This window comes from Streptococcus sp. HMSC034E03, assembly GCF_001811505.1.
GTDB lineage: Bacteria > Bacillota > Bacilli > Lactobacillales > Streptococcaceae > Streptococcus.
The window spans coordinates 1-10,308 of sequence record NZ_KV805004.1; the positions used below are offsets into that span (position 1 = coordinate 1).

At 38.6% G+C, this 10,308-nt stretch carries 9 protein-coding genes; 1 reads left to right on the forward strand and 8 read right to left on the reverse strand.

What is annotated here, in order from left to right; genetic code table 11:
* Positions 1 to 94: 94 nt before the first annotated feature.
* Positions 95 to 838, reverse strand: coding sequence for a class A sortase (locus HMPREF2805_RS10330; protein ID WP_075232433.1), 744 nt, complete (start codon positions 836 to 838; stop codon positions 95 to 97).
* On the reverse strand, positions 838 to 3,306 hold the full coding sequence (gene gyrA, locus HMPREF2805_RS10335; RefSeq protein WP_075232434.1) for a DNA gyrase subunit A: 2,469 nt from the start codon (positions 3,304 to 3,306) through the stop codon (positions 838 to 840). The genes HMPREF2805_RS10330 and gyrA overlap by 1 nt, the downstream gene beginning before the upstream one ends.
* A gap of 193 nt (positions 3,307 to 3,499) precedes the next feature.
* Here gyrA and HMPREF2805_RS10340 point away from each other — a divergent pair, with 193 nt between their 5' ends.
* A complete protein-coding gene (locus HMPREF2805_RS10340; RefSeq protein ID WP_000176425.1) occupies positions 3,500 to 4,486 on the forward strand; it encodes an L-lactate dehydrogenase in 987 nt (328 codons plus the stop codon).
* Between the two features lie 57 nt (positions 4,487 to 4,543).
* Here HMPREF2805_RS10340 and sdbB read toward each other — a convergent pair whose 3' ends face one another.
* The 6 genes from sdbB to HMPREF2805_RS10370 all read right to left on the reverse strand — a co-directional run bounded on the left by sdbB (position 4,544) and on the right by HMPREF2805_RS10370 (position 9,923).
* Positions 4,544 to 5,104 (reverse strand): thiol-disulfide oxidoreductase-associated lipoprotein SdbB, encoded by a 561-nt coding sequence (gene sdbB / locus HMPREF2805_RS10345; protein ID WP_075232435.1) that lies wholly within the window; start codon positions 5,102 to 5,104, stop codon positions 4,544 to 4,546.
* 12 nt (positions 5,105 to 5,116) lie between these two features.
* Positions 5,117 to 5,824, reverse strand: coding sequence for a thiol-disulfide oxidoreductase-associated membrane protein CcdA2 (gene ccdA2 / locus HMPREF2805_RS10350; RefSeq protein WP_075232436.1), 708 nt, complete (start codon positions 5,822 to 5,824; stop codon positions 5,117 to 5,119).
* A gap of 126 nt (positions 5,825 to 5,950) precedes the next feature.
* Positions 5,951 to 6,811, reverse strand: a complete 861-nt coding sequence (locus tag HMPREF2805_RS10355) for a methionyl aminopeptidase (RefSeq protein ID WP_075232437.1) — start codon at positions 6,809 to 6,811, stop codon at positions 5,951 to 5,953.
* Between the two features lie 14 nt (positions 6,812 to 6,825).
* On the reverse strand, positions 6,826 to 8,103 hold the full coding sequence (gene spxR / locus HMPREF2805_RS10360) for a CBS-HotDog domain-containing transcription factor SpxR (RefSeq protein ID WP_075232438.1): 1,278 nt from the start codon (positions 8,101 to 8,103) through the stop codon (positions 6,826 to 6,828).
* Positions 8,096 to 8,647, reverse strand: a complete 552-nt coding sequence (locus HMPREF2805_RS10365; protein ID WP_001028718.1) for a GNAT family N-acetyltransferase — start codon at positions 8,645 to 8,647, stop codon at positions 8,096 to 8,098. The genes spxR and HMPREF2805_RS10365 overlap by 8 nt, the downstream gene beginning before the upstream one ends.
* A 16-nt stretch (positions 8,648 to 8,663) precedes the next feature.
* Positions 8,664 to 9,923, reverse strand: a complete 1,260-nt coding sequence (locus tag HMPREF2805_RS10370) for a UDP-N-acetylglucosamine 1-carboxyvinyltransferase (RefSeq protein WP_075232439.1) — start codon at positions 9,921 to 9,923, stop codon at positions 8,664 to 8,666.
* Between the last annotated feature and the right edge of the window lie 385 nt (positions 9,924 to 10,308).

Below are 10,308 nucleotides of genomic sequence, written 5' to 3' on the forward strand. Positions count from 1 at the left end.
TTTTGTCTCGCACCTAACGGAGCGAGACGGACCGAAAGTCACATAAGAAAAAGGTTCGCTAATACTAGCAAACCTTTTTTAATAATCTTATCTCTTAATATCTTTGCTTATAAGGCTTATTAAAGGCTTCTAAGACATCTGATGGAGTTTCTGCATAAGGTTTCACTTCTTTGAAATCTCCCTTCACGATAATCCGTTCTGTGGCATTGTAGTCTACACAGGTTACCAAGGTAATTTCTTTGATTCCCTCACGGTCTTCTATTTCATCAACGCGGTCAGGTGTAACGTGTTTGACTTCACGAATGACATAGGTATAAACCTTTTCCTTATCAGTCAAATAAATTTTCATCCCTTCTTTGGCATTGACCAAAGGTGAAAAGAGCATCTGACTGGCATTTTCAGCTGTAAAAATATGGTGACTAGCGAGAGAATAATTTCCCTCTCCCATTTTTTGATTTGGTTTCATGGTTCCTGCCCCATAGAACAAGTTCACATTATCTAAACCTTTAAAGATAGGTAGGTTAATCTCTACTTCAGGAATGGCAATTCCACCAATAACAGGAAGTTGTTGGGCATCCCACTGCGAAGATAAAACCGCTTCAGATGAGATAGCCTTCACTGAATCGAAATCAAAATTTCCTTCTGTATCCTGATTTTCTTCTAATTTTTCTTTTGATACCTGACTTACTTGGTACTTATTAGTATTCCAAACCATAAAAATATCACGGATTTTAGCGTTAAAAATCAAAGCGATTGATAGCAGTATCAGAAATCCTGCCAATATATTGATCAACAGATTTTTTCGTTTATTTTTCTTTTTATTGATTTTTTTAGACATTATGCTTCACTTTCTGTTTCCTGTTCTGCCCCAACTTCTTCTTTTTCTGCTGCTGCAACACTTGTAAAAGTCACAATCTTAGCATCTTGATCTAGACGCATCACTTTTACTCCCATAGTTGAACGTCCCGTTTGTGAAATATTGGCAACATTGGTTCGAATCATGACACCTGTGTCAGTGATAATCATCAGATCTTCATCCCCTTTTACTGTTAAGAGACCAGCCAGAGGACCATTTTTTTCAGTAACATTGGCTGTTTTCATTCCCTTACCGGCACGCCCTTTTGTTGGATATTCAGTCGCAACTGTGCGCTTACCGTATCCTTTCTCAGTAATGATAAGGACTTCATCTTGGTCAGTAATCACCCTTGCTCCAACTACAGCATCACCTTCACGAAGGTTTACCCCTTTAACACCAGTGGCAATACGACTCATGCTACGAACTGAAGACTGACTGAAACGAACTGCATAGCCTAATCTGGTTCCGATGATGATATCTGTGTCTTTTTCAGTTAGTAAGACATTAATCAACTCATCCTCATCTTTCAGATTTAAGGCTTTGAGACCATTTTGACGAATGTTGGCAAATTCTTTGACACTGGTTCTTTTGACAATACCTGCGCGAGTTGTAAAGAAGAGATAAGCATCATCACTACGTTCTGATTCAACATTGATAATGGTTTGAATGCTTTCACCTTCATCCAGTTTCAAAAGATTGACAACTGGCAACCCTTTGGCTGTACGACCGTATTCTGGAATTTCATATCCCTTAAGACGATAAACACGTCCTTTATTGGTGAAGAATAGCAAATGATCGTGAGTGCTGGTTGAAACCAATTCACGCACAAAGTCATCGTCCTTAACTCCAGTTCCTTGAACGCCACGTCCACCACGTTTTTGAGCTGTAAATTCGTCTTGGTCCAAACGTTTGATATAACCTTTATTTGATAGAGTGATAAGGACATCAGACTCTTCAATCAAGTCTTCATCTTCAAGAGTCAAGACTTCACCAACCATCAACTCAGTACGACGTGGATCGCCAAACTTACGTTTGACCTCATCCAATTCTTCCTTGATAATTTGCGCTACGCGTTCTGGTTTTGCAAGAATGTCTGCCAAGTCAGCAATCAAGGCAATAAGCTCATCATATTCTGACTGAATCTTGTCACGTTCCAAACCTGTCAATCGACGGAGACGCATATCAAGAATTGCCTGACTTTGACGTTCAGATAACTTGAACTTGCTCATCAATTCAGCTTGGGCTTCTGCATCCGTTTCACTGGCACGGATGATACGAATGACTTCGTCGATGTGGTCCAGAGCAATCAACAAACCTTCTAAGATGTGTGCACGCGCTTCAGCTTTCTCTTTGTCAAATTGAGTACGACGAGTCACCACTTCTTTTTGGTGCTCAATATAGGCATCCAAGATTTGACGAAGAGAAAGAATCTTTGGTACACCATTCTGGATAGCCAGCATGTTAAATCCAAAGCTAGTTTGCATTTGAGTCATCTTGAACAAGTTGTTCAAGATAACATTGGCTGACGCATCACGCTTCACTTCGATAACAAAGCGAACTCCCTCACGGTTTGATTCATCACGAACAGCTGTAATTCCTTCGATACGTTTTTCTTGAACTAAACGCACAATATGTTCATGGACTTTAGTCTTGTTGACCATGTATGGAAATTCTGTTACAACGATACGTTCGCGACCAGTCTTAGTTTCTTCGATTTCAGTACGAGAACGAAGCACAATCGATCCTTTACCAGTTTCGTAGGCCTTATGAATACCTGATTTCCCCATAACAAGGGCACCAGTTGGGAAATCTGGACCAGGAAGAACTTCCATTAATTCCTTGGTTGTGACTTCTGGATTATCCATCACTAACTTAACAGCATCAATGGTTTCACCCAAGTTATGTGGCGGAATATTAGTCGCCATACCAACAGCGATACCTGTAGCTCCATTGACCAAAAGATTTGGAAAACGAGCTGGTAAAACAACAGGTTCACGTTCATTGGCATCATAGTTATCAACAAAATCAACGGTATTTTTATTGATGTCACGAAGCATTTCAAGAGCAATCTTACTCATACGTGCTTCGGTATAACGCTGAGCTGCGGCACCATCACCATCCATGGAACCAAAGTTCCCATGCCCATCTACAAGCATGTAACGGTAACTCCACCATTGCGCCATACGAACCATAGCTTCGTAGATAGATGAGTCACCGTGCGGGTGGTATTTACCCATGACATCCCCTGTAATACGGGCAGATTTCTTATGAGGTTTATCTGGTGTCACACCCAATTCGTTCATACCGTATAGAATACGACGATGAACTGGTTTCAACCCATCTCGAACATCAGGAAGGGCCCGCGATACGATAACACTCATGGCGTAGTCGATAAAGCTGGTCTTCATCTCCTTTGTCAGATTGACATTCACTAAATTTTTATCTTGCATTAACAAATGCCTCATTTCACTATTAGTAACTAGATATATTATACCATAGTTTGACCTAGATTTCAGTCTTCCAATCCGACTAAAACGTTTACATGGCCAAGTGGATGTTATATCCGTGACAAAGCTATTTAAAAGTGATAGAATGAAACTAAACGGGGGAAGCCCTTAAAAAATGAAGGAGATGTTTAGACAAATGACATTAACTAAACAACACAAAAAAGTTATCCTTGTCGGTGACGGTGCCGTAGGATCATCATACGCTTTTGCTCTTGTTAACCAAGGAATTGCACAAGAACTTGGTATCATTGAAATTCCTCAATTGTTTGAAAAAGCTGTTGGTGATGCTGAAGACCTTAGCCACGCGCTTGCTTTTACTTCACCTAAGAAAATTTATGCAGCTAAGTATGAAGACTGTGCGGACGCTGACCTTGTAGTTATCACTGCTGGTGCTCCACAAAAACCAGGTGAAACTCGTCTTGACCTTGTTGGTAAAAACCTTGCTATCAACAAATCAATCGTTGAACAAGTTGTTGCTTCTGGTTTCGACGGTATCTTCCTTGTTGCAGCTAACCCAGTTGACGTTTTGACTTACTCAACTTGGAAATTCTCAGGTTTCCCTAAAGAACGTGTTATCGGTTCAGGTACTTCACTTGACTCAGCTCGTTTCCGTCAAGCACTTGCTGAAAAAATCGGCGTTGATGCTCGTTCAGTTCACGCCTACATCATGGGTGAACACGGTGACTCTGAGTTTGCTGTTTGGTCACACGCTAACGTTGCCGGTGTAAAATTGGAACAATGGTTGCAAGCTAACCGTGACTTGGATGAAGCTGACCTTGTAGAACTCTTCATCTCAGTTCGTGATGCTGCTTACTCAATCATCAACAAAAAAGGTGCAACATACTACGGTATCGCAGTAGCCCTTGCTCGTATCACAAAAGCTATCCTTGATGATGAAAATGCTGTTCTTCCACTTTCAGTATTCCAAGAAGGTCAATACGGAGTTGAAAACGTCTTTATCGGTCAACCAGCTATCGTTGGTGCACACGGTATTGTTCGTCCAGTTAACATCCCATTGAACGATGCTGAAACTCAAAAAATGCAAGCTTCAGCAAAAGAATTGCAAGCTATTATTGATGAAGCTTGGAAAAACCCTGAATTCCAAGCAGCTTCAAAAAACTAATTTATGTTAGAAAAAATGTCTAGACGATTTGTCTAGACATTTTTATATTTCATTACTTTATTTCATTTGAGCAAAAGCTGCTTCTGCATCTGCGTTACTAATTGCACCTAATTGCATCTTAGCAATTTTACCCTGTGAATCAATTAGATACTCTGTAGGGATACTTCGAATTTGATAGGCTTGAAAAACAGCTCCTTTTGTATCATATAAAACAGGGATGTCTTTATAACCTTGTTCTTCAAACCACTTTGGAAATTGATCTACAGTTTTTTCACCTTGAAGCCCTGGCGCAATGACAGATAAAATTTCGAAATTGCGATCTTCCTTAGCAGCAAGCTCCATCAATTCTGGCATACTCTTCTTACATGGTCCGCACCAAGATGCCCAAAATTTAAGATAAACTTTTTTACCTTTATAATCAGATAATTTGACTTCTTTTCCATCCATCGATTGGAGGGTGAAATCAGGTGCTTCTGCTCCAATAGCTACTTGCTTCACAGGCGCTTGTTGTGTCTGATTTGATTGATTTTGTGGACTCGATTTTTTTTCTTCCTTGCCACAAGCAATCAGAAGAATGAGAGACAAGAAACTAAGTCCAAAATAGATAATTTTTTTCATAGATAACTCCTTTTATCCTAATATCCCAGATAAGACATTTAACTGTCCCAACATTAATAAAATTCCCATGAGAATGATCAATAAACCACCAATTTTCTTCAATAAAAGTATGTGGGATTTGATTCTACTAAAATAAGGCATGACAAGACCTGATGCCAAGGCCAGAACTAAAAATGGAAGTGCCATTCCAAGAGTGTAAATGAGGGTTAATAAGGCCCCCTGAAGAGCTCCATTTCCTCCTGAGGCAGCCAGTGCTAAAACAGAACTTAAAACTGGGCCTATACATGGAGTCCAGCCAAAACTGAAACTGATACCCAATAAAAAGGCCGACAAATATTTACTAGACTGTTTTTGCTTAAATGTTACTTTTTTTTGTACCTCTAATTTTTGTAGATGAAGAATTTCCATCTGATGCAATCCCAGTATGATAATCATGATTCCCATGACATAACGGGACCAGTCAGCATAAAGTAAATTCCCAAGGAATCCTGCTCCAAATCCAAGAATAAAGAAAATGAGAGAGATACCCGTAATAAAACAGAGGGTACGAATCAATCCTGACCAGGCAACGTCTTTACCCAAAAAACGAAATGTCTTTGACTTCTCTTGATCATCTAGCAGAACACCTGCATATACTGGTAACAAGGGAAAGATACAGGGAGAAAAGAATGACAAGACCCCAGCAATAAAGACAGAAATAAAAAATAAAATACTTTCCAATTAAGAACCTTCTTTCATATAGTCATCTTTTATTTTACTATAAAAGAAAACGTTTGTAAGAAATCCGCTACGCAAATTTATTTTCAACTTGAAAGAATCAAAAAAGGAGCTCAGCTCCTTTTTTGATTAATAAGTTCCCTCTTCACCTTGACTTGTCAAGATTACAGGCCCATCTTTAGTAATAACAAACTGATGCTCGTACTGACATGATAGTCCACCATCGATTGTTTTATGTGCCCAGCCTGTTTTCATATCTGTATCGATTTCCCAATCACCTGTATTGATCATAGGCTCAATGGTTAAGACCATGCCTTCACGAAGGCGGAGACCACGACCTGCGATACCATAGTTAGGTACCATTGGTTCTTCATGCATAGTTGGACCAACACCGTGTCCTACAAGATCACGAACAACTCCGTAACCACGGCTTTCAGCATATTCCTGAATAGCAGCTCCAATATCTCCAATACGGTTTCCTACAACAGCCTGCTCAATTCCCTTATACATAGCTTCTTTGGTAACGTCCATTAAGTTTTTAACTTCTTCTGACGGTTTTCCAACAGAGTAAGCCCAACAAGAATCTGCCAAGCCGCCCGTAAAGTTTTGAGTATATTTTTTCATCTGCTCAACGTTGTTAAAATTGAGTTTAGAAACATTGAGGTCAGACTTAGCGATTGGCCCACCAAGGACCATATCAACTTTCAGCAAATCGCCTTCCTTCAAAATATAGTGGCGTGGAAAAGCATGAGCTACTTCGTCATTGAGTGAACAGCAAGTGGCATAAGGATAATCCATCATTGCCCCATCAACACCGATTTGTAGTGGAAGGAAATTTTCTTCTTTACAACGACGTCGAACATACTCTTCTACTTCCCACATATCTACACCTGGTTTGATGATGTCACGCAAACCAATGTGAATACTTGCAAGAAAATCGCCAGCCTTATCCATTGCTTCGATTTCTCTAGCTGATTTTAATGTAATCATGTTTTCTCCTAGTTTTAATTAATTTTTACAGTAACATTTGCTTTTGATACGATTTGATGATTGATATAAATATCATAGTCGATAATGGCTGACCTTCTCGTATGATGAATAATTCTAGCCTGAATTCGCAAGATATCATCAATCTGAACAGCCTGTAAAAAGTAAATCAACATCTGTTCAATGATGAGATTACGTCCGCTATTCACGACTAGATCCTGCGTCATATGGGTCAAAATTTCTGAAAGAACTCCATTTGCAAGGACTCCATTTTTTTCCAACATAAATGGTTCAACCGTAATGACAACTTCATCATGGTGGTAAGATAACTTCTGACCAACCTGTTCTGAAAATGTTGGTAAAGCTGAAACTTGAGAGCGGCTCATCTTTTCCATGACATCCCGTCTAGTAATAACACCAAGTAAAGTTTGATTACTTCTCACAACAGGTACCATTTCAAAGTCTTCAGCAATCATTCTCTGGCTAACGTTAGCGATATTCGTGGCTAAACCAGTCATGTAGACTGTCCTTGTCATGACCTTATCTATCGTTGTACCAGGTGATTTATCCCCAGCATCACGCATAGTAACTACACCAACAACAACCTGATGCTGATTAATAACAGGGAAACGGCTCGTTCTATTCTTACGAACCAAGTCTAGATAATCTTTGACAGTATCCGTTTCCTGTAGAAATCCATATTCATGACTAGTACGATAGATTTTTTCAACCGTTAAAATATCTGTCTTAATCTGAACGTTAGACAAAGCTCTGTTGATCATAGTCGCAATTGTAAATGTATCATGTTTACTGCGCAATACTGGAATATTTTTTTTATTAGCATGGTTCAAAACATCTTCATGAACTTCAAATCCACCTGTTACCAAGACAGCATTTTCATTTTCAAGTGCTAATAACTGAATACGTGTTCGATCTCCTACGATAAGTAAGCCACCATCATGAAGATAAGAAAGAATATTCTTTTCAGTCATCGCTCCAATGGAGAATTTACTAAATTCTCTGTCCAATCCAACTTGACCAGCTAAAACTTCCGAGCCTGTAACTTCTGCAATTTCTGCGAACGTTAATTTCTCAATAGCTACTTTTTTTGACTTTACACGTACTGTTCCACTTCGAGGACGTGTTTCAACAAGTCCCCTATTTTCAGCTTCTTTGATAGCCCGATATGCTGTACCATCACTTACTCCCAGTCGATTTGAAATACTACGAACACTGACACGCTTCCCAACTGGTAATTCTTCCAAGTAGGCTAATATTTCTTGGTGTTTACTCATTTAGATTTCCTTTTGTATAACGGAATTCTAGATAATCCCGCATCTTTCGGGTATAACGATCGCTACCTTTAAAACGACGATAAAGAACAAAATCTGATTTTTCTGCTACTTTCTGACTAGCAACATTTTCTAGATGTGTCACAATAGAAAGTTGCTTCAATGCAAACTCGTTCATGGATAAATCTCGTAATTTGGTAACTGCTTCAGTCATATACCCCTGAGACCAATAGTTTTTCTTTAAAAAATAGCCAATTTCTGCTTCTTTCTTAATTTCATCAAGCTTTTCAAACTTGATAGCTCCAATCATTCTTTGCTCTTTTTTATCACAAATAGCCCAAATCCCCAATGGTGATTTCATAAAATAATTGGCAAGAGCATACTGACTTTCTTCAATACTTGCTTGTGCAGGAAAGATAAATTGAAGATTTTCAGGATCTGATGCAAGTTGATGAAAATCATCTACATCTGTAAAAAAGAAGGGACGGAAATATAAACGTTCCGTCTCATAGAAAGAAAATTTTGCTAATTTAGTCCAGATATTCATTGCAATCTTCAAATTGCTAATCTTCGATTAGCTCAATATCTGCACCAAGATTACGCAATTTTTCGATAATATTCGAGTAGCCTCGAAGGATGAATTCAACATTGGTAATCTCTGTTTTTCCTTCAGCCATCAAGCCAGCAATAACTAAGGCAGCTCCAGCACGTAGATCTGTTGCCTTAACTTTTGCACCCTGCAAAGGATTTCCACCCTTATAAAGTATGTGGTCGTTTGTTGTTGAAATATCTGCATTCATTTTGGCTAATTCAAAAACATGGTTGACACGTTTTTCATAGATTGTATCAATCAATGTGCCACGCCCCTCTGCTTTTAATAGCAAAGGAGTAATAGGCTGTTGAAGATCTGTTGCGAAACCTGGATAAGGAGCTGTCTTAATATTAACAGCCTTTAGATTTGTTTGCTCTTCGACGAAAATACTGTCTTCAGAAACAGTCATGTGAACTCCCATTTCTTCAAGTTTAGCAATAAATCCTTCTAAATGCTCATAAAGTACATTATTAATTCGAATCCCATGACCTACTGCAGCTGCCATTGAAATATATGTACCTGCTTCGATACGGTCAGGGATGACTTGGTGGCGTGTCCCGTCCAAGCTATCCACACCATCAATTGTAATCATATCTGTACCCGCGCCACGAATGTGAGCTCCCATATTGTTTAATAATGTAGCCACATCAATGATTTCAGGTTCGCGAGCAGCATTTTCAATAACTGTTCGACCTTTAGCTTTTACTGCTGCTAGCATCGTATTGATTGTTGCACCAACACTAACAGTATCCATATAGATATGTGCACCATGTAGACTTGATCCTTGGGTTGAGAGATTCATATTATCTCCCTCGTAGGTTGTCTTAGCTCCCATAGCTTCAAATGCTTTTAAATGCAAATCAATCGGACGTGGTCCTAGGTCACACCCTCCAGGCAAACCTACAGTTGCTTCACCAAAACGTCCTAAAAGACTACCGTAGAAATAATAAGACGCACGCAAGCTATTAATTTTACCATAAGGCATTGGTTTATTTTGAACACCACGAGGATCAATCTCAAGAACATCGTCATAACGCTTGACACTAGCTCCCATGATTTCCATAATCTCAATAAGACTAGCTACATCAGAGATGTCTGGAACACAATCCAAAATCACAACATCATCTGATAAAATAATGGCAGGAATCAAGGCTACGACACTATTTTTAGCGCCACTAATCGTAATTTCACCTTTCAATGGTCTCCCGCCGTTAATGACAATTTTTTTCATTTTATACTCTTTCACTATTTATTAAGAAGGTCTCACCCTATATTATACCATATTTCTTACTAATAGCCAATCCTATAAAATAATTAAGCCCAGAACTATCTTGATATTTAATACGATAACTTTGTTTATATCAGTTAGAATTATCATACTTATCAAAGCTAGTAAAAATCTTCCTCACCTGTATTTTTAAAGCTTATAATAAAATAATTACTGCACATTTTTAGTTAGTGATTTGTTAAAGAAAGACTTGCTTTATAAGTATATGCGTTAGTATTCAACTTTTATAAAATAAGAAATTAATCCGATGATTTTGTACAAAAATTTTACATAAAAATCATTCTGGGTACCAAAACAAAAAAAGTCCCATAAGATCTATAATGAAAAG